The sequence below is a fragment of the Streptomyces spectabilis genome, assembly GCF_008704795.1.
Lineage (GTDB): Bacteria > Actinomycetota > Actinomycetes > Streptomycetales > Streptomycetaceae > Streptomyces > Streptomyces spectabilis.
The window spans coordinates 1,199,702-1,217,917 of sequence record NZ_CP023690.1; the positions used below are offsets into that span (position 1 = coordinate 1,199,702).

18 protein-coding genes are annotated in these 18,216 nt (G+C 72.3%); 8 read left to right on the forward strand and 10 right to left on the reverse strand.

The annotated features are described in order from the left end of the window. The first annotated feature begins 44 nt into the window (after positions 1 to 44). Positions 45 to 932 carry a helix-turn-helix domain-containing protein gene (locus CP982_RS04625; protein ID WP_150509299.1) on the forward strand — a complete coding sequence of 296 codons (888 nt, stop codon included), beginning with the start codon at positions 45 to 47 and terminating at the stop codon, positions 930 to 932. A gap of 2 nt (positions 933 to 934) precedes the next feature. Next, entirely contained in the window at positions 935 to 1,924 is a 990-nt protein-coding gene (locus tag CP982_RS04630; RefSeq protein ID WP_229878846.1) for an MBL fold metallo-hydrolase, read from the forward strand. 526 nt (positions 1,925 to 2,450) lie between these two features. Here the strand turns inward: CP982_RS04630 and CP982_RS04635 are convergent. Continuing rightward, the gene (locus CP982_RS04635; protein ID WP_150509301.1) at positions 2,451 to 2,903 is read right to left on the reverse strand and encodes an NUDIX domain-containing protein; all 453 of its coding nucleotides are present in this window, start codon (positions 2,901 to 2,903) and stop codon (positions 2,451 to 2,453) included. Positions 2,904 to 3,560: 657 nt separating this feature from the next. Continuing rightward, complete coding sequence (locus CP982_RS04640; protein ID WP_150509302.1) at positions 3,561 to 4,244, reverse strand: helix-turn-helix transcriptional regulator; 684 nt, start codon at positions 4,242 to 4,244, stop codon at positions 3,561 to 3,563. A gap of 521 nt (positions 4,245 to 4,765) precedes the next feature. Between CP982_RS04640 and CP982_RS04645 the strand changes: the two genes are divergently transcribed. Together CP982_RS04645 and CP982_RS04650 are read left to right on the forward strand one after the other, a co-directional pair. Beyond that, on the forward strand, positions 4,766 to 5,416 hold the full coding sequence (locus tag CP982_RS04645) for a hypothetical protein (protein WP_150509303.1): 651 nt from the start codon (positions 4,766 to 4,768) through the stop codon (positions 5,414 to 5,416). Then, positions 5,416 to 6,645 carry an MAB_1171c family putative transporter gene (locus CP982_RS04650; protein ID WP_150509304.1) on the forward strand — a complete coding sequence of 410 codons (1,230 nt, stop codon included), beginning with the start codon at positions 5,416 to 5,418 and terminating at the stop codon, positions 6,643 to 6,645. Before CP982_RS04645 ends, CP982_RS04650 begins: the two co-directional genes overlap by 1 nt. Positions 6,646 to 6,654: 9 nt before the next feature. Here the strand turns inward: CP982_RS04650 and CP982_RS04655 are convergent, their stop codons facing one another. After that, on the reverse strand, positions 6,655 to 7,248 hold the full coding sequence (locus tag CP982_RS04655; protein WP_229878847.1) for a TetR/AcrR family transcriptional regulator: 594 nt from the start codon (positions 7,246 to 7,248) through the stop codon (positions 6,655 to 6,657). 70 nt (positions 7,249 to 7,318) lie between these two features. On the opposite strand from CP982_RS04655, the gene CP982_RS04660 reads away from it, so the two are divergent. Continuing rightward, the gene (locus tag CP982_RS04660) at positions 7,319 to 8,281 is read left to right on the forward strand and encodes an NAD(P)-dependent oxidoreductase (protein ID WP_150509305.1); all 963 of its coding nucleotides are present in this window, start codon (positions 7,319 to 7,321) and stop codon (positions 8,279 to 8,281) included. On the opposite strand, the gene pdxR is transcribed toward CP982_RS04660, so the two are convergent. Next, positions 8,241 to 9,755: a MocR-like pyridoxine biosynthesis transcription factor PdxR gene (gene pdxR / locus CP982_RS04665; protein ID WP_150509306.1), complete on the reverse strand. Its 1,515-nt coding sequence runs from the start codon at positions 9,753 to 9,755 to the stop codon at positions 8,241 to 8,243. The two genes, CP982_RS04660 and pdxR, sit on opposite strands and share 41 nt — an antisense overlap. Before the next feature lie 28 nt (positions 9,756 to 9,783). Between pdxR and CP982_RS04670 the strand changes: the two genes are divergently transcribed. Next, positions 9,784 to 10,386, forward strand: a complete 603-nt coding sequence (locus tag CP982_RS04670; RefSeq protein ID WP_150509307.1) for a LysE family translocator — start codon at positions 9,784 to 9,786, stop codon at positions 10,384 to 10,386. Between the two features lie 48 nt (positions 10,387 to 10,434). Beyond that, the gene (locus CP982_RS04675) at positions 10,435 to 11,127 is read left to right on the forward strand and encodes a B3/B4 domain-containing protein (protein WP_150509308.1); all 693 of its coding nucleotides are present in this window, start codon (positions 10,435 to 10,437) and stop codon (positions 11,125 to 11,127) included. Here CP982_RS04675 and CP982_RS04680 read toward each other — a convergent pair. After that, entirely contained in the window at positions 11,100 to 12,464 is a 1,365-nt protein-coding gene (locus CP982_RS04680; RefSeq protein ID WP_150509309.1) for a cytochrome P450, read from the reverse strand. The genes CP982_RS04675 and CP982_RS04680 overlap by 28 nt on opposite strands. Positions 12,465 to 12,695: 231 nt before the next feature. Here CP982_RS04680 and CP982_RS04685 point away from each other — a divergent pair, with 231 nt between their 5' ends. Further along, positions 12,696 to 13,721 carry a 7-epi-alpha-eudesmol synthase gene (locus tag CP982_RS04685; RefSeq protein ID WP_150509310.1) on the forward strand — a complete coding sequence of 342 codons (1,026 nt, stop codon included), beginning with the start codon at positions 12,696 to 12,698 and terminating at the stop codon, positions 13,719 to 13,721. A gap of 58 nt (positions 13,722 to 13,779) precedes the next feature. Here CP982_RS04685 and CP982_RS04690 read toward each other — a convergent pair whose 3' ends face one another. From CP982_RS04690 to CP982_RS04710, 5 genes are read right to left on the reverse strand one after another with little or no spacing between them, the layout of a single operon-like run. Beyond that, complete coding sequence (locus CP982_RS04690) at positions 13,780 to 15,054, reverse strand: cytochrome P450 (RefSeq protein WP_150509311.1); 1,275 nt, start codon at positions 15,052 to 15,054, stop codon at positions 13,780 to 13,782. Beyond that, positions 15,051 to 15,671: a GTP-binding protein gene (locus CP982_RS04695; RefSeq protein ID WP_229878848.1), complete on the reverse strand. Its 621-nt coding sequence runs from the start codon at positions 15,669 to 15,671 to the stop codon at positions 15,051 to 15,053. Before CP982_RS04695 ends, CP982_RS04690 begins: the two co-directional genes overlap by 4 nt. After that, positions 15,652 to 16,038 carry a DUF742 domain-containing protein gene (locus CP982_RS04700; RefSeq protein WP_150509312.1) on the reverse strand — a complete coding sequence of 129 codons (387 nt, stop codon included), beginning with the start codon at positions 16,036 to 16,038 and terminating at the stop codon, positions 15,652 to 15,654. Before CP982_RS04700 ends, CP982_RS04695 begins: the two co-directional genes overlap by 20 nt. After that, a complete protein-coding gene (locus tag CP982_RS04705; protein ID WP_150509313.1) occupies positions 16,035 to 16,445 on the reverse strand; it encodes a roadblock/LC7 domain-containing protein in 411 nt (136 codons plus the stop codon). Before CP982_RS04705 ends, CP982_RS04700 begins: the two co-directional genes overlap by 4 nt. Positions 16,446 to 16,449: 4 nt before the next feature. Then, positions 16,450 to 18,027, reverse strand: a complete 1,578-nt coding sequence (locus tag CP982_RS04710; RefSeq protein ID WP_150509314.1) for a sensor histidine kinase — start codon at positions 18,025 to 18,027, stop codon at positions 16,450 to 16,452. Between the last annotated feature and the right edge of the window lie 189 nt (positions 18,028 to 18,216).

The window sequence follows — 18,216 nt, forward strand, 5'->3', positions numbered from 1 at the left end:
CGGCGCGAGCGACCACCCCGCACAGCGCGGAGAAAGGTTGGAAATTGAACAACAAGGAGGCGCTGCAGCAATTGCTGCAGTACAAGCGCAGCCAGATCAGCCCCACCGACCTTGGCTCGCCGCGGCGCACCGGGCGCGGCCGGCGCTCGCACGGACTCTCGCAGGCCAGGGTGGCGCAGGAGCTGTTCGTCTCCGAGCGGACGTACGCGCTCCTCGAGCGCGGCGAGATGGCGCAGCCGTCGGCCGACTTCCTCGACAACGTGGCCACGGTGCTGCGGATGGAAGAGCCCGAGCGCACCGCGCTGTACGTCTACGCGCTCGGATACGAACCGCCCTTCCCGATGGACCCGATGGCGGGCACGCATGTGGGCCCCGCGTGGCTGACGGCCGTGAACCGGGTCAAGGGCCAGCCGTGCTACATCAACGACGTGGCCTGGAACGTACTGGCGTGCAACGACGATTTCATCCGCATGTTCCCGCAGGTTCCGGGGACGACCCCGCAGCTGCCGGAGCGCAATCTGATGCGGTGGATGCTGCTCTGCGAGACGGCACGGGAGTGTCACCTCGTCGACTGGGAGGAGAACTGGGCGATCAAGGTGACGGCCCAGCTGCGCACCGCGTTCGCCGCGCACCCGCACAACAAGGATCTCCAGCAGATCGACGAGGAGGTCAACGACGACCCCGTCGCGGGCCCCATCTACCGCCGGCACGACGTGGCCTACGTCCACCCCGACGGGGACGCGCGCCCGATGCGGCACGCCGGGATAGCCTCACTCGGCGTCGACCGGCAGGACGCCAGCCGCTGCTGCCCCCGGCACGAGCCGTCGGTGCTCGGTTCGGTGACGATGTGCACCGCCCAGCCGCTCAAGTCCCCCGGGTCGCGCTTCTTCTTCCTGGTCTTCGCCCCCACCTCGCCGGGTGAGAATGCATGACCATGGAATCTGATCCGCGCCTCGTCCCCCTGGCCACCGGCGTCCACGTGTGGTCCCCCGACGCCGCCGGCGCCTGGGGTCTGGCCAACTGCGGCCTGCTCACGGCCGCGGGGGAAGCGGCCCTGGTGGACACGCCGTACACCCTCGACCGCACCGACGACTTCCTCGCCGCGGCGCGCGCCGCGGCCGGGCCCGGCACCGGGATCACCACCGTGCTCACCACGCACGGCAACGGCGACCACGGCTGGGGCAACCAGCGGGTGACCGGAGCGGAGATCGTCTCGACCCGGCGCACCCTGGAGCACCAGTGCTTCGAGCCGACGCCCGAGCAGCTGCGCTCCCTGGTGGAGGACACGGATCCGGGCGAGCCGCTCGGCTGGTACTTCCGGCGTCACTTCGGCCGGTTCGACTTCCGCGGCATCACCGTCCAGGAGCCGACGCGGACCTTCGAGGGCCGTCTGGACCTGCGCATCGGTGACATGCCGGTGGAGCTGCACGACGTGGGCCCCGCGCACACCGTGGGCGACATGGTCGTGCACCTGCCGAAGCAGCGCATCGTCTTCGCCGGCGACGTGGTGTTCGCGGGTGACCACGTCTGCCACTGGTCGGGTCCGCTGGAGCGGGTGGTGCTCGCCTGCGAGCGCGTGCTCGGCTGGGACCCCGACCTCGTCGTCCCTGGCCACGGCCCAGTGCTCGACCAGGACGGCCTGCGGGGGCACATCGCCTATCTGCGGGACCTGGCCGACCAGGCGCGGTCCCTGCACGCGCGCGGACTCACGCCGACCGAGGCCGCGCGGCACCTCATCGCGGAGGACCGCTATCCGGATCTGCATCTGCCCGAGCGCATGGTGATCACCCTGGCGTCGGAGTTCCGGCACCTGGACCGGGCCGACGCGGAGCCCGACATCCTGGCCCTCATGACCGACTGCTCGTGGATCGCCTGGCAGCGGGACAGCGGCGACCAGGCACTGTCCACCGCGTCGGCGGGCTGACGCGGCACGGCGGCGCACGCGCCGCGGGCAGGTCCCTGGATTCCGGCTCCCGGAATCCAGGGACCTGCCCTTTCGCCAGGTGAAACACGCGGCCCTCCGACGGGGGCCCGGTGTTGCGCGGCGGCGCGATGCGGGATGGGGTGCATCTGTCGGCACGCCGCTACAGGTTCCAGCGGACGCCGACCGGCACACACCGAGCAACGGTTCTCCCCCAAGCTCGGTGCGAGCAGGGGTGACGGGACGCCGTCGGCCCTGCGTGAGAATGCCGCCGCCGATCCCCCGGCGGCGGCATTCGTGCGTGGTGCGCGTGTCAGGCCGTGCGCTGGTCCACCGGCCCGTCACGGGCCGGACCACTGACTGGATGAGGGCGCCGCCCCGGCCCCGCGGGCCGCGGGGCCGGGCACGGTGCGTGAGCGGTGTCGGCGTCGGTGGCGGGACAGGATCCGGTCGGCTCGGGCCTCTCCCTGGCACCGCGGTGGCACGCCCCGTACGGGCGTGGCTCAACCGGCTGCCGCGAAGCGGTGGTTCACACCTCGACTTCGAGGCAGACCAGTCGCTTCTCCGTGCGGGCGGTCAGTGCGGCCTCCCACATGGGTTTGACGAACGGCGAGACCATCGACGCGTCGATGCGCTCGGGCGGGGCGAAGCGGTAGCACACGTCCCCGTCCTCGCTCCGGGTGAGGGCGCGCCGTTGTGCGGCGTCCACCTCACCCCCGTCGAAGATGTAGCAGACGCGGGGCATGGGACCGCCGGAGTCGACCCAGGCGACCACGAGCAGGTCACCCACCGTCACGTCCAGGCCCAGCTCCGCGCGGATCTCGCGAGCGCACGCGGCGCTCGGATCCTCCCCTCCCTCGACATGCCCCCCGGGCAGATTCCAGTACGCCGTGTACAACGGCTTCACCATCAGCACATCACCGTGCTCATCGGCGATGATCGCCCCGGCCGATGCGGCCAGGGTCGTAGCAGTAGCATCCATGGCATCTTCCTGAATTAGCCCCGTCATGATCTGAGCACCGGCTCATCAGGAACGGGCAGCTCGGCGAGCGGAGTCCCCAACCCCACCCAGCGGGTACGCGCACGGACATCGCGCGCACCACTCGGCAGCGGCGTGGCTCTCCGGGCCAAGGCGCCCCCGCGCCCCGGAGGGAACCATAACCGCGGCCGTCTCCAAGACCGCACTGCCAAGGAGCGCGCGGGTGGTACGCGGTACCGCCACCAGACCATCGCTCCTCCCCTGTACCACCGCGGTCCGGGTCGGGCCGCGGCAGCCCCTGGCATCACCTGATAGAACGCTCGTTCCATTCGCAGGGGCCAACCAGTCCCCGGGTGGTTGACTCCGCGGTGTCGGGTGGGCAACCCGCGCCCACCGCAGGGCGGCGTCGCTGCCGACCGGGGCATGAGCAGGACCGTCGGCCGCTTACCGGTCGCTCCCGCCCCCACGGGAGAAGCCCGACAACGGCCATACGGACGAATGGAACATCCGGGCAGGTTTCCTTCCCCGTCAGAGCCAACCTGCCCCCGGCTCTGGCGTAGACAGATCCTGATGCACTATCACAGGCGGTGTCAACGATTGAGAACGACGCATGTCATAGCGTCGGCGACTGAGGCAAGTCACCACGGAGAGCCACCGGGGCTAAGCGGACCCGCCGTCCGCGCCGGGACTCTCGCCGGACCTGCGGGCCTGGATCGCCCTGACCAGTTCGTCCAGGGCGGGCAACAGGTCGCGCAGCGTGTCGATCTGGGCACCGTCCGCCGTGCTGCGCAGGGCCACGGAGCGGGCGCCCAGCTCCTGGAGCACGGCGTGCGTCGCCAGCTTGGGCAGGTCCTCGTGCACCATGCGCCGTAAATAGGCGACAAGGGCGGCGCCTTCGGTGCGGGAGCAGAAGCCCTCCGGCACCCGGAAGAACAGTTCGAGGCGGGCGGCGTGGTCGTGGTTCGCGCCGCGCTCGCCGTTCAGGAGGTTCGACACGTGCTGGGCGGAGATGCCGGTCGCGCGCGAGATCTCCCTGAGGCCGTACGGCTCCCTGCCCGCCGGTGTCTCCTTCAGCCTGGTCCGCTGGAGGAAGCGCAGCCGCTGCTGGAAGAGTGCCTTCCGGAACGCCTCGCGCGCGTACTTCTCGCGCGGTTCGTCCTCGGGGGGCTCGCCGTTCAACAGGGCGCGCACACGGTCGGGTTCGATCCCCGTCGCGCGGGAGACGAGCGTGAGATCCAGCAGCCGCCCGCGCGTGGTCCCCAGGCGCGCGGCGTAGGCGTCGACGTCGTCGAGGAGACGGGCGATCACGTGTCCGGGCGCCGCTTGGTGGTCGGCTGCGTTCACCTGAGGGTCTCCATGGGCCACGGAACTCGTTGGGCGCCCTGAGAGTATCCGCCCGAACCATCCCCGGCCAGCACCGTCTTCAATTGTTGACACCATAACCAGCCGTAAAGCATTCGACTTTTGGTCAAAAGTGGCAGTCGAGCGGCAGCAGTTTCCGTTTCGTGCTCTCCCCCGTGTCCTGCCGGCCGTACAAACGCGCCGCGGGACGCACCGCCGCGCCGCCGATACCCACCGCCTCCCCGTCTACTCAACTCGCCCTCGAACCCGAGCGAATCGACACACACGCGCTGCCGCCGAGCGGGCCGACGACGCCGTACGAAATCAGCCTGATAATGTCCCAGCGCAGGTCAGCGGGCACACGTCTGTCACAGGGGCGGAACGGGGAGTGTGAAGGGCCTATGAGAACCGCCAGTGCACGGGCGCCGCGTCCGTGTCTCGCGACGCGGGCGCGAAGAACCGTGCCGGGGCCCGGAGCCGGGCAGGTGCCACCCCCCTCACGGCCGACCCGGGAGTGCTGACCCGTGCTGTTCGCGGGCGCCCCCGCATCCTGGTGCCACACCGCCCCGGCCCTCGTCCTCGGCGCCGTCCGCAGACGCCGCGCCTGGGGCCGCGCACGGCGGCAGACCGTCCGCATCATCCACGACGACCTCGGGATGCGGCCCGGCCAGGGCCTCCAGGAGCTCCTGCAGGCCGTCGTCCGGCTGCGCCGCAGGTCGCTGACCGTGCTGCGGGTGCCCCTTCCCCCGCACGTCAGCGGCTTCTGTGTGCGCGGCGACACGGAAGACACCATCGTCGTCACCGCCAACACCAGTGAGCGGCAAGGCCTGCACGTCCTGCTCCACGAGCTGTACCACCTGCTGTGCGGCAGGTCGCCCGGCCCGAGCCCGTCCGCCGTCGCGGCCGGCGACCTGCTCGAACTCGGGGCGCTGAGCGAGCAGATGCCCTCCCTGCCTCCCGACGTGGTCGAGGAGGTCCTCTTCCGGCCCGCCCGGCTGCGCGCCGGGGCGTCGGGACGCGGGGACGCCGCAGCCCCCGCGGCGTACGAGGAAGACGAGGAGTGGGCCGCCGAAGTGTTCGCCACCGTGGGCCTGTTAATGCTGTGCCTCGATCCGGCGATCAGCTCCACGGGCTCCCTGACCTCGTCCTTCGCCCACCGGCGCGCCGACGTCTGATGTGGCACGCCCTGCTGACCTCGGTCAGCCTCACCGTCGCCGCCGCCAGCCTGGCCCTCGGCACCGTCAAGGCGGTCGCGGCCCGCCGCGAACCGGCCCTCGCCCTCAAGCTCACCGCGTCCTCCCTGTTCCACTCGGCGGCGCTCTTCCTGCTCGTCACGCCCGCCGTGTACCGGGCCGTCGGGCACCTCACCGGCGTGCCCCATCTGGCCGCCCTGCTCATCGACTTCGCCGCCCTGCTGCGCGTGGGCCACGCCCATCTCCTGGCCCATCTGTGGCATCCGCCGGACCGCGCGGGACCTCCGCTGCGCCGCACGGTGGGGACCTGGGTGCCGCTGTACGGCGGCACGCTCGTGGTGCTTGCGGCCCTGTTCGCCCTGACCGACCTCGACGGCACCGCCCGCCCGTTGCTCCTGGCCACCGACCACGCGCGGGCCCCTCAGATCGTGGCGCTGCACGTCCTGTACTTCGTCGCCCTGTCGGCGGCCGTGACCGCGACCGTGCTCAAGTGCCGTTCGCTCCTGGCGCTCGGCTCCCCCGGGCTCACGCCCGAACTCGACCGTTCCGTACGGGGCTTCGCGGCGGCCGTCGCGCTCGACCTGGTGCACGCCGTCTGCCTCCTGGTGGCCATGGCGGGCGCCGCGCGCGGCCGTGACCTGGACGCGCTGGCCGAGGGCGCGTGGCTGACCACTGCGGCCAGTGCGCTCGTCGCCCACCACAGCCTCGTACGCCTCTCGGTGCACGCCCGCCGCCAGGAGCGGCGCGACCACTCCGCGCTGCGGCCGCTGTGGCAGACCGTGGTGCGCGCCGACCCCCGCCTCGTGCTCACGCCCGGCCTCGCGTGGGGCGGCTGGGACACGCGGATCGCCCTGTCCCGCAGGCTGGTCGAGATCCGTGACGGAGCCCGCGCCCTCAGGCCGTGGATGACCGCCGCGCCCGCCCACGCCGTGGCGCGCCTCGCCCGCCACGGCGCGTACCCCGGCGTCGACGTGGTCGCGGCGCAGGCGGCCGCCACGATCCTGTACGCCGCCGGGCGGCGCGGCGCCGGGCGGCCGCCCGCCCCCGCCGACTCCGACTTCCCCGGCCTGCCGGGCGAGGACGTCCCCGCGGCCGGGGAACGCGCCCATCTCGTCCTGGTCGCCCGGCACCTCGACCATCCGCTCGTGCGGGAGGCCCTGACGCTGCTGTGCCCGGACGCCCGGGCCATGTGCGGCAGCGGACATCCGTAGGACCCCTCACTACGTCCCTTCGGGGACCGCCGCGTCGAGGAGCGGGCCGAGCTCGGCGACCGCCGCCGTCAGGGCCCGCGGGTCCCGTTCGGCACGGGCGATGAGCAGGGCGCCTTCGAGCGTGCCGATCATGAGGGTCGCGAGCGGCCCGGCGCGCCCGGCGGGCACGCCCATGTCCGTGAGCGCCCCGGCCACCGACCGGGTCCAGCGGTCGAACGCGGCCGCTGCGGCGACCCTGGTGGACTCCGCGGAGCCCCCGCGGTCGACCACGGCCGCGGCGACCGGGCACCCGGTGGCGGCCGGGGCGGACTCCAGCTCGTCGGTCCACTGGCGGACCATCGCGGCGAACAGACCGCTGGGCGAGGGCTTCGCGAGCCCGGCGACGAACCGTGCCACGCGCCGGGCCGCGTAGTCGCCGCTCCACTCCACGGCCTCGTTGACCAACTGCTCCTTGCCGCCGGGGAAGTAGTGCTGGAGCGAGCCCCGCGGCGCCTGCGCCCGCGCGACGACGTCCCGCATCCCGGCGGCGGCGACGCCACCGCCGCGCATCAACTGGGCGGCGCTGAACACCATCCGCTCCCGCGGTCCCCGCTCGGACCCCATCGCGATCCTCCCCTTCCCGTACCGCCTGCCGACCGTCTGCGCGCGTACTACTATGACAGCCGTCATATCTATGACGGCTGTCATAACCGTGGCCGAGGGGCCGGAGTACGGGGGTGCGCGCGTGGACGTGGGATTCATCGGACTCGGCGTCATGGGACAGCCCATGGCGCTCCGCCTCGCCGACTCGGGCGCCGAGCTGATCGTGTGGAGCCGCCGGGCGGCCCCCTGCGAGCCGTTGCGCGCCGCCGGGGCGCACGTCGCCGCCGACCCCGCCGAGGTCTTCCGGAAGGCGCCCGTCGTGATCCTGATGCTCGCGCACGGCGACGCGATCGACGCCGTCCTCGGCCGGGGCACACCGGACTTCGCCTCGCTCGTCGCCGACCGGACGGTCGTGCACATGGGCACGACGTCGCCCGAGTACTCCCAGGGCCTGGAGGCCGACGTCCGGGCGGCGGGCGGGCGGTACGTGGAGGCCCCCGTGTCCGGCTCCCGCGAGCCCGCCGAGGCGGGACGGCTCGTGGCGATGCTCGCCGGGGAACCGGCGGCGGTGGCGGCGGCGCGCCCGCTCCTCGGTCCCCTGTGCCACGAGGAGTTCGTGTGCGGCCCCGTCCCGAACGCACTGGTGACGAAGCTCGCGGTGAACCTCTTCCTGATCACCACGGTCACCGGGCTCGCCGAGTCCTTCCACTTCGCCGAGCGCCACGGTCTGGACACCCGGCTGTTCCTCGAGGTCCTGGACGCCGGGCCGATGGCGAGCGGCGTCTCGCGGATGAAGGCGCCCAAGCTGCTCGCCCGCGACTTCGGCGTGCAGGCGGCGGCCCGGGACGTCCTGATGAACAACCAGCTCGTCGCGGCCGCCGCCCGCAGGACCGGCGTGGCATCGCCGCTCCTCGACGTCTGTCACGCGTTGTACGCGGACACGGTGGCGCTCGGCCACGGGGAGGCTGACATGGTGGCCGTCCTGCGCGCCGTCGAGGCACGGACCGAACAGGTCAGCGGAGCAGGCTCCCGATCAGCGCCACGCCCTCGCTGATGTCCGTCGGCGTGCTCGCCGCGTAGCCGAGGACGAGGCCCGGCCGCTGGGGTCGCTGCGCGTGCCACGACAGGGGCTGCACCTTCACGCCCCGCTCCAGGGCCGCCGCGGCCAGCTCCGTGTCGGCGTGGTCGTCGGCCCCGCGCGCGAAGGTCACCATCAGGTGCAGCCCCGCGGCGGCGCCGTGCACGACGGCGCCCGGCAGATGCGCCCCGATGGCCTCGATCATGGCGTCGCGGCGGGCGCGGTGCCGCCTGCGCAGGAGACGCAGATGGCGCTCCAGGTCCCCGGACTCCATCAGGTGGGCGAGGACCAGCTGCGGCAGCGCGGCGTTGCCGAGGTCCGCGAAGCGCTTGGCGTCCACGACAGCGGCGTGGAGCGCGCGAGGAGCGAGCAGCCAGCCCACGCGCAGGGCGGGCGCGAGGAGCTTGGAGACGCTGCCCGCGTACGCCACGCGGTCGGGGAGCGTGGACCGCAGGGCGGGGACGGGCGGCCGGTCGTAGCGGTGCTCGGCGTCGTAGTCGTCCTCGATGATCAGCCCGCCGTCGCGGGTCCACTCCGCCAGTTCGCGCCGCCGTACGCCGTCGAGGACCACGCCGGTGGGGAACTGGTGGGCCGGGGTCAGCAGGACGGCCGGGGCGCCGGTGGCCCGCAGGGCGTCCACGCGGATGCCGTCGGCGTCCACGGGCACGGGCGGCGCCTGGAGGCCGGACACGCGCAGGTGCTGACGGAGCCCGAGCGAACAGGGGTCCTCCACCGCGACGCGGGAGATCCCCGTCGCCTGGAGCACGGTGGCGAGCAGGCCGAGCGCCTGGGCGGTGCCCGCGACGACGAGCACCTCGTCCGGGTCCGCGGCGATGCCGCGGTTGCGGGCCAGCCACCGGGCAACGGCGCGGCGCAGGACCGGGGTGCCGCGCGGGTCTCCGTAGCCGAAGTCCGAGGGCACGAGCCCGGCGAGCACGGATCGCTCGGCGCGCAGCCAGGCGGCGCGCGGGAACGCGGCGAGGTCGGGCAGGCCGGGCGACAGGTCGATCCGGGCGGGCGCGGCGCGCAGCGCGTCGAAGACGTCGGTGCCGGGAGGGGCTCTGAACAGCGGGCTGCTTCCTGACGGTACGTCACGCCGCGCTCCGCCGGGCGGCACGGCCGGCGAGGCCAGGGGCGCGGCCACGACCACGGTGCCGCCCCTGCCACGGCCCGCGACGTGCCCGTCCTCCGTCAGCCTGCGGTACGCCTCCGTGATCACGCCGCGGGAGACGCCGAGCTCGGCGGCGAGCACCCGGGTCGCGGGCAGTCTGCTGCCGACCGGCAGCAGGCCGTCGGCGACCGCGCGCCGGACCTGCCGGGCCAGCCAGTCCGCCATGCCGCCCCTCGGGGCCTCGGCGGTGTTGAGCTGGAGGAAGTCGGAAGCGGCGGGCGCCGTGTGTCCGCCGGGCGTTTTGGACCGGTCAGAGGGAGATCCATTGGACCTGTTCACCGATCCATTGTGACGACAGAGTCAAGTCATGGAATTTCTGCTCACCACGCTCGTGATGACCGTGACGCCGGGCGCCGGGGTTCTCTACACCGTCTCGGCGGGTCTCTCGCGCGGCCCGCGCGCCAGCGTCGTCGCGGCCGTCGGCTGCACCCTGGGCATCGTTCCGCACATGCTGGCGGCGATCACGGGCCTCGCCGCGCTCCTTCACACCAGCGCCCTCGCGTTCCAGATCCTCAAGTACCTCGGGGTCGCGTACCTCCTGTACATGGCGTGGAAGACCCTCCGCGACCGGAGCGCGCTCACCGCGGACCAGGGCGACGACGCGCCGCGCTCCTCGGCCCGGGTGATCGGCGACGCCGTGCTGCTCAACCTCCTGAACCCGAAGCTCACCCTGTTCTTCTTCGCGTTCCTGCCGCAGTTCGTGCCCGACGACCATCCGCACGCGGTGCTGCGCTTGCTCGAACTCAGCGGGTACTTCATGCTCCTGACGCTCGTCGTGTTCGCCGCCTACGGGCGGTTCGCGGCGGCGATGCGCGACCACGTCATCGCGCGGCCCGCGGTGGTCACGTGGCTGCGGCGCGTCTTCGCGGGCGCGTTCGCCGCGCTCGGCGTGAAGCTCGCGCTCTTCTGACCTCACCCCCTCCCTCTCCCCGACCGCCCTCACCCGATCGGAAACACCGTGCGCTTCCAGCATTCACCCGCCCTGTGGCGGGACTTCCCGGCCCTGGTCCCCGGCGTGCTCCTCGCCCATGGGCTCACCCCCGCCGTCTCGGTCGACGCGCCGGTCGCCCGGTACGGCGCGGCGGCGGCCGAGCGCCTCGCCGCCGCCCCGGAGAGCCAGTTCCCCGAGGTTCAGGCCTGGCGACGGGCGTTCGCCACGCTCGGGCTCAAGCCCACCCAGTACCGCTGCGCCTCCGAATCCCTGCTGCGGCGCTTCCGCAAGGAGGGCTCGCTGCCGCGCATCCACCCCCTCATCGACCTCTGCAACGCCGTGTCCGTCGCGTACGGCATCCCGGTCGGCGTCTTCGACCTCTCCCGCATCGGCGGAGACCTCGAAGTCCGGTACGCCGACGGGGACGAGGCCTACGAGACGTTCTCCGGCGGCCTTGAGCGGCCCGACGCGGGCGAGGTCGTCTTCGCCGACACCGAGCGCCGGGCCCACGCCCGGCGCTGGACCAACCGCCAGAGCGGCCACTCTGCCGTCCGCGACACCACCACCGACGTCCTGATCATCACGGAGGCCCTGCACGACACCGCCCCTCAGGACGTACGGAAGCTGGTGTCCTCGCTGGCCGACGAGTTGCGCACGGTGTGGTCGGTCGAGCCGACGACGGCGGTGCTGACTCAGGAGGCGCCCGCGTTCACCTGCTGAGCGGTCATCATCAGCGTGCTCGGCCGCACGGTGGCCCGCGCCTCGGGGCGCACGCTCCGACCGGGAACGAGACGCAGGCGCCACATCCGGATCAGCGTGGCGACGGCCGTGGCCATCTCGGTCATCGCGAAGTGGTCGCCGATGCACTTGTGCTTGCCCGCGCCGAAGGGCAGGAAGGCCCCGTCCGGCAGGCCCTCGCGCCAGGCGGTGTCGCGCCACCGGTCGGGGTCGAAGCGCAGCGGGTCCGGGAAGAGGGCGGCGTCCCGGTGCAGCGCGTGCTGGCAGTACGCCAGCTCCGTACCGGCCGGGATCTCCCAGCTGCCGAGGCGGACGGCGCCGAGCGTGCGCCGGGTGACGAGCCACCCCGTGTGGTGCAGGCGCAGAGCCTCGGTGATCACGTCGTGGAGGTAGGTGAGCTTGGGGATGTCCTCGAAGGCGATGGGCCGGTCCCCCAGGACGTCCCCCAGTTCGGCCCGCAGCCGCTCGTCGACCTCGGGGTTGCGGGCGAGTTCGTAGAGCACCCAGGAAAGGACTGAGGCCGTGGTCTCCGTACCGGCCACGGCCAAGGTGAGGACTTCCGAGCAGATCTGATGGCCGCTCATGGGACGGCCGGTCTCCTCGTCCACCGCCCGCAGAAGCAGGGAGAGCATGTCGCCCGTGTCGTGGCCGTCGCCCCGCAGCGAGGCGACGGCCCCGCCGACGATGTTCCGCACCGCCGCTCGGGAGGCGTTGAAGCGCCAGTTGGAGGGCAGCGGCAGTCGCTCCACCCAGTCCGGCAGCATGACGCGCGCGCCGACGCCGTTCATCACGACCGACAGATCGCTTCGCAGCCGCCGGAAGGCCTGCTCGTCGAGGCTGGAGGCGAAGACGGTGGCGGCGAGCATGTCCAGCGCCAGCTTGACCATGGTCTCGCGCACGTCGAGCGTCTGTCCCTGCTGCCAGGACGCGGCCGTGCGGGCGGCTTCCTCACGCATCAGGTCGACGTACCGGGCGATCTCGTCGTGCCGGAAGGCAGGCTGCAGCTGGCGCCGCTTGCGCACGTGGTCGGTGCCCGCGGCGGTCACCACGCTGTCCCCGCCGAGGACTTGGCCCATCTTCTCGAAGAACCGGCCCTTGTCCAGTCCGGAGGCGAGGTCCACCAGCATGGCCCGGATCAGGGCGGGGTCGTTCACGACGACCGTCGGCCGACGCGGCTGGAGGTGAATTCTCACCAACGGCCCGTAGGCGCGCAGGGACGCGACGAAGGACAGGTTGTCGCGCAGCAGGGGTATCGCGTGGCCGAGGAGCGGGAGTGCTCCTCGCGCGGTGGGGATGGGGGGCGCCGCAACGGTCGTCACGTGAACTCAGTGCTCCTGGGGGCGGTAGGGACAGCTCCGCTTAACGCTTCCCATGGGACCGGAGTGGCAACCCGTCACCTGTTGTGCACACAGCGAGAGTTGGCCAGATCACAGCATAGATCGTTTCCGGGCCGGGCAGCCTGGCAGCGCAGCTCGATCCATGGGCATGCCATGCGTCCGCTCGTGGGGCGCCGGGGGGAGCCGTACGAGCACACCCCTAGGAGTTCGGAAATGCCGCAGGACGTCCGGTTCGACATCCCCTTCACCACCCCCGTCAGTGAACATCTCGCCTATGCCGAGGACCGGCATCTGCGCTGGGTGCGGGACATGGAGCTCGTACGCAGCCAGGAAGGCTTCGACGAGTACGTGACCTGGGACCTGCCCCAGGCCGCGATACGCACCTATCCGTACGCCTCGGCCGAGGACATGGTCGTGCTCATGAACTGGTTCTCACTGGCCTTCCTCTTCGACGACCAGTTCGACACCGGCAAGCCAGGGCGCGCCGACCGCATCGCGGAGGTCGCCCGGGAGCTCGTCGTCACCACATTGCGCCCGGCGGGCAGCCTCCCCCGGGTCGTCTGCCCCATCACCCGGGCGTGGGCGCAGGTGTGGGAGCACCTTTCTGACGGCATGTCGCTTCCCTGGCGCACGCGGTTCTCCGCGTCCTGGGGAAGATTCCTGGTCGCGCACTCCGAGGAGATCGACGTCGCCGCCCGGGGCGTGGTCCTCGGCCTCGATGAGTACACGGCGTTCCGTCGCCGCACCGTGGGCATCCACCACAGCATCGACGCGGGCGAGCGCAGCCGCCGCTTCGAAGTGCCCGTACAGGCACAGGCACACCCGGTGATGATCCGGCTGCGGGACGCGGCAGCGGACACCATCGGGTTCATGAACGACATCCACTCCTTCGAGCGCGAGGCTCGGCGCGGCGACGGCCACAACCTGATCACCGTCCTCCAGCGGGCCCATGGGTGCAGCCGCGAGGACGCGACAGCCGAGGCGATCCGGCGGACCCAGGACCGTCTCACGGACTACATGCGCCTGGAGTCGCACGTGCCGCAGATGTGCGACGAGCTCCGCCTCGGCGACGGCGAGCGCGCCCGCGTGCAGATGGGAGTGGACGCCATCCGGCACTGGATCAGCGGCAACTACCAGTGGGCGCTCACCTCGGGCCGCTACACGGCGGACAAGGTCAGCCCTGCGGCGGTCGCCGAGAAGCGGGGCTACGGTTCGCTGGACGACCTGTTGTCCGCCTGACACTCACGACGCCTGCGGCTGCCGACTCCTCACCTCGGTGGTGGGGGGTCATCGGTTCTCACGGATGGTGCGGGGTGAACTCCACCGGCAGCCGGTCCAGGCGTATCTCCCAGCTGGAGGCCGTGGCCGTCAGCTCTTCGGGGGTGACGGCCAGGCGCAGGCCGTGCAGACGGTGCAACAGGACGTCGACGGCCGTCTCGATGATGGCTTGGCCCACCCCCTGGCCGGGGCACTCGTGCGAGCCTCCGCTGAAGGCGAGGTGTGCTTTGTTGCCGTGCAGCGCCGCCGTGGCGTCCGGCCGGACACCGGGGTCGCGGTTGCCGGCGGCCAGACCCAGGACCAGCAGGTCGCCCGCCTTCACCTGGTGCCCGCCGAGCTCCACGTCCGCCGTGGCGAACCGGCCCGGCAGGACGGCGAGCGGCGGCTTGTTCCACATGACCTCTTCCACCACCGCTGAGATGTTCAACTGCCCGCTGACGAGGCCCGCCAGGTGCGAGGGGTGGGTGAGCACCAGCTGGAGAACCCGGGCCAGCAGGTTGCTGGTGGTGGTGTGCGCGGCGATCAGGACGAGACGCAGATGGCTGAGCACCTCGCTGTCGTCGAGATCCGCAGGGTGCTCCAGGAGACCGGTGGTGAAGTCCGCGCCCGGCTCGTCGCGCTTGCGCTCGGCGAGCTCGCCGAGGATCTTCATGATGCGGTCGTTGTGCGCGAGAGCCTCCTCGCCGCCCTTGATGACCTGAGCACAGGAGACCGCCAGTTGCCGCCCTTCGCTCTCCGCGAGGCCGAACACCCGGGTCAGGACGAGCATCGGCAGGTACTCGGCGTACTGACTCACGAGGTCGGCGTGGCCGTCGGACGCGAACGCGTCGATCTGCTTGGTGGCGAAGTGCGTGACATGGCGGCGGATGCCGCGGCCCGCGACGGCCTGGATGCTGTCGGTGACAGCGGCACGCAGCCGCCGGTGCGGCTCGCCCTCCTGGGAGACGCAGTCGGGACGCCAGCCCACCATCTGAATCAGCGGTGACGTCTCCTCGACGCGGCCCTCCTTCCAGTTCCGCCAGATGCGTGAATCGCGGGTGAACTGCCGCGGGTTCTCCAGGACCCGGCGGTTCTCGCGGTAGCCAAGCACCAGCCAGGCGGGCACGTCGCCTTCGAGCAGGACGGGCGCCAACGCGCCGTACCGCTCGCGCAGACGGGCGTAGATGGCGTACGGATCGCTCGCCGCACCCTCGCCGTACAGGCGCGTCACGCTGTCGGGTCCGCCGTGTGCGACGGGGCAGCCGGAGGCGGCCGCTTCCGTGGCGGGGGCGTCGGGCGGGTTCGGGGCGTTCATCGGGGCTCCACGGCGGCGGCCGAGCGTTCCTTGAGGTGGCGGATCAGGGCGATGAGGACGTCGCGGCTGGACGCGCGGTCGCGGGCGTCGCAGGTGATGACCGGGGTGTGCGCGGGGATGTCGAGCGCTTCCCTCACCTCGTCGACGGGGTGTTCCGTGGAGTCGGGGAAGACGTTGAGGGCGATGACGAACGGCACGTTCTGCCGCTCCATCTCCTCGATGGCCCGGAAGCTGGACGCGAGCCGGCGCGTGTCGACCAGGACCACCGCTCCCAGGGCGCCCTTGAACAGGCCGTTCCACAGGAACCAGAACCGCTCCTGGCCCGGCGTGCCGAAGAGGTAGAGGACCAGCCGGTCGTTGAGGCCGATGCGGCCGAAGTCGAGGCTGACCGTGGTCTCTTGCTTGTCCGCGACGCCGATGAGGTGGTCGACGCCGGCGCTGGCCTGGGTGAGGGTCTCCTCGGTGGTGAGCGGTCTGATGTCGCTCACGGAGCGCACCATCGTGGTCTTGCCGGTGCCGAAGCCTCCGGCGATCATCACTTTGACCGAGCGGGTGCCCGCGGGCAGCGTGGCATCGGCCGCCGCCTCGTACGGACGGTCAAAGCCTTTCGAGTCCACTGAGTACCTCCTCGAGGAGCGCGATGTCCGGCCCGCGGCCGGACGCGGAAGAAACCGGGATGGGGTCACGGGCCTCCACCCGGCCCGCCTCCAGCAGGTCGGTCACCAGCACCGCGAGGATGTTGAACGGCAGCCCGAGGTGGGCGCCCAGCTCGGCCACCGACAGCGGGTCGCGGCACCGGCGCACGATCTCCTCGTGCTCGGCCTGCGAGCCGGGCGCGGGCGCGGTGCGCGAGTCGGTCCGGGAAACGATGAGCGTCGCCACGTCGAGCCCTGCCGCCGGTCCACCCGGTCCGCTGCGGCCGCCGGTGAGGACGTAGTAGCGCTCGAGACCGGACGGGTCCGTGGGCCGGTGGGGACGGCTCATCCAGGCTGCTCCTCCCGGCGCGGCGTCGTGCCGAGGAGCTCTCCCATCCGGCGGGACAGGTCCCGCATCTGGTGGCCGAGCAGCCCTTGGTCGAGCCCCTCCTTGGCGAGCACCCCGAGATACGTCTCCACCCCGGCGCGGACCACGAAGAGGTGTCCGCCGTCCACCTCGATCATGGCGAGGCGCAGCTGGCCCCCGTACTTGGGGAACTGTTCGGCCACGGGCTGGGCGAGGGCCTGGAGCCCGGCGACCACCGCGGCGAAGCGGTCGACGTCGTCGGGGTCCTCGGCCCCGTAGGAGGTGATGGCCTTGCCGTCGCTGGACGCCACCAGGGCGAAGCGGATCTCCTGGATGCTCTCCGTCAGGTCGCGCAGGGCCCAGCTCACATCGGTCTCGTGCTGCGTCATGCGGCTAGTCCCTCTCATCCGTGCGGTCGGTGCCGCGGGGCTCATCGGTCTCGCGCCCCGCGGTCGCGAAGGCCGCGAGGCCGGTGAAGGACGCGTCCGGCGGTACGGCGGGCCGCGTGGGGACCGTCTCCCCGGCCGGGGGCGCGGCGGCCGCGGCGGCTCCTGCCGTCTCGGCTTCCCGGGGGCCGCGCGCGCCGCTCCGGCGCCGCTTGGGCAGTCCGCCCGCCGTGGTATCCGGATCAGGCGCGGTGGTAGCGCGCCCTTCCGGCGGCGCGGACGTGTCCTGCGCCGCGGGCACGGCGGCGGCCGGGCGCGGCTCGGTGACGGGCGCGGTCGGCAGGGCGCTGAAGTACTTGTGCGGGACGACCACGACGACGGAGGTGCCGAGCCACGGGGAGTCCGCGAAGGTCACGCGGATGCCGTACTTGCGGCTGAGGGTGCCCACGACCCGCAGGCCGAGGTGGGCGTCCTCGGACAGGCCGCCGAGGCCGGGGCCCGCGGCGACGCCGTCGAGCGAGGCGAGCGCCTGCTGCTTCTTCTCGTCGCTCAGGCCCTTGCCCGCGTCCTGGATCTCGATGCCCACTCCGTTGGGCACCTCCTTGCCGGTGACGATCACCGGCTCGGTGGGCGGCGAGTAGCGGGCCGCGTTGTCCAGAAGGTGGGCGCAGATCAGCGTGAGGTGGTCCACCAGGCCCCCGTCGACGCCGAGTTCGGGAAGCTGGCGCACCTGGACGCGGTCGTAGTCCTTGATGCGGCCGATGCCCCCGCGCACCACGCTGAGCAGGCGCTGCGGCTCCTGCCACTGGCGTCCTGGCCGGTCGGAACCGCCGAGGACGCCGATGCTCGCGGCGAGGCAGTCGGCGGGGCCGATCGCCTGGTCGAGCTCCATGAGGCCCTGGGCGACGGCGGGCAGCCGACCGTGCTCGCCCTGCATCTCGTGCAGCCGGCCGCGGATCTTGCCGGTGAGGACGTGCAGGCGGCTGCCGATGCTGATGACGGCCTGCTCGGCGGAGGTGCTGCGGTTGAGCTCCTCCTCGACGGCGATCAGGCCGGTCCGCAGGACCTTGCGCAGCTCCTTCCTGAACTCCGGTGACACATCGGTCTCCTGAGCCAGGGACGGCAGCACGTCGTCGATGGCCTCGCCCGCGCGCAGCCCGCTCAGGGCGGTGGGCAGGAAGTCGTCGCCGAGCTTGGCGACCAGCTCCTGCTGGCGGTTCAGGCGCCACTGCCAGGCCTTGACCTCGTCGGCGAGGCGGGCCTCCAGGACGGTCCGCTCGGCGGCGTGCCGCTGCTCCATCGCGGCCGCGTGCCGCTGCCACTGCTCGGCCTGCTCGATCCTCGCGGTGTGCACCTCGGCGGTGGCCCGGCCCAGTTCCGCTCGCGAACGCAGCAGCAGCCGCACGCACAGCGAGGCGGTCACCGTCACACCGGCTCCCACGAGAGCGGCGGGCAGGCGCGCCGGGTCCGACGCGGCCGCCGCGGCGGCGACCGTCCCCGCCCCCGTGCCGAACGGCAGGAGCCACCAGGCGTACAAGCCCTTTGAACCTCGGGCCTCCGCCGGTGGCGGAGTGGCAAGTTCCATCTGCATCCTCACACCAACGCGGTCGAACAGGAGACAACCAACTGGATGGCCGCGCTCGTCGCCGGAAGCGCGCGCCGCAGCACGACAACCTCCCGGCCACCTGCGAGATCCCCCATGCGACGGCGCGACAGCACGGCATGACGCGACGGAGCGCGATCGCGTCAACACGCCACGCCGCAACGGAGCTTA